The organism is Lamprobacter sp. (assembly GCF_034860625.1).
In the GTDB taxonomy this organism is placed as follows: Bacteria; Pseudomonadota; Gammaproteobacteria; order Chromatiales; family Chromatiaceae; genus Lamprobacter.
Window position 1 is genome coordinate 1 of sequence record NZ_JAYESN010000601.1, and the last position, 1,040, is coordinate 1,040.

At 68.8% G+C, this 1,040-nt stretch carries 1 protein-coding gene; it reads left to right on the top strand.

Annotated elements, in window-relative coordinates:
- On the top strand, positions 1–1,040 hold a 1,040-nt coding region (locus VBE63_RS30135; RefSeq protein ID WP_323686641.1), incomplete at both ends, for an efflux RND transporter permease subunit.

The window sequence follows — 1,040 nt, forward strand, 5'->3', positions numbered from 1 at the left end:
GCTCGGCGCCGGCGGCGGCGAGCAGGTCATCTTCCTCAAGGACGTGGCACAGATCAGCCGCGACGTCGTCGAGCCGCCGCGGGTGCTGGTGGGCTATGACGGGCAGCTGGCGATCGGCCTCGGCGTGTCCAATGTCGCCGGCGGCAATGTGGTCGCGATGGGCGATGCGGTGCGCGCGCGGCTCGCCGAGCTGGAATCCCAGCGGCCGGTGGGCATGGAGCTGAACGTCGTCTCCTACCAATCCGACTCGGTACGCGCGGCGGTCGATGGCTTCGTCTGGAACCTGGTCGCCGCAGTGGTCATCGTCGTCGGCGTGCTGGTGCTCTTCATGGGGCTGCGTAGTGCGCTGGTGGTCGGCATCGTGCTGGTGCTGACGGTGGCCGGCACCCTGATCGCGATGTACCTGGACGGCATCGCCATGCAGCGCATCTCGCTCGGCGCGCTGATCATTGCGCTCGGCATGCTGGTCGACAATGCCATCGTCGTCACCGATGGCATCCTGGTGCGCCTGCAGCGGGGCGAGGACCCCCGCCAGGCGGCCATCGATGTGGTCCAGGCGACGCAGTGGCCGCTACTCGGCGGCACCGCCGTCGGCATCCTCGCTTTCAGCGCCATCGGACTCTCGCCGACGGACATGGGTGAGTACGCCGGCTCGCTGTTCTGGGTGATCCTCTACTCGATGCTGCTGAGCTGGGTCCTGGCGGTGACCATCACACCACTGCTCTGCGTGGTCTTTCTCAAGGTCAAGCCGGGGGCGGAGGTGGACGGCGCCCGGCAGCCGGTGCTCGACGGCTACCGGGCCCTGCTGCGCACACTGCTGCGGCATCGGCTCGGCACCGGGCTCGCGCTGCTGGCGCTGCTGGTGGCGGGCGTCCTGGGCTTCGGCTTTGTGACGCCCGGCTTCATGCCGGAATCGGCGCGGCCACAGTTCGTGGTGGACATCTACCTGCCTCAGGGCACGGACATCGACATCACCGCGTCGGAGCTTGCCGAGATCGAGGAGACCGTCCGCGCCCAGCCCGGCGTCACCCATGCGACCA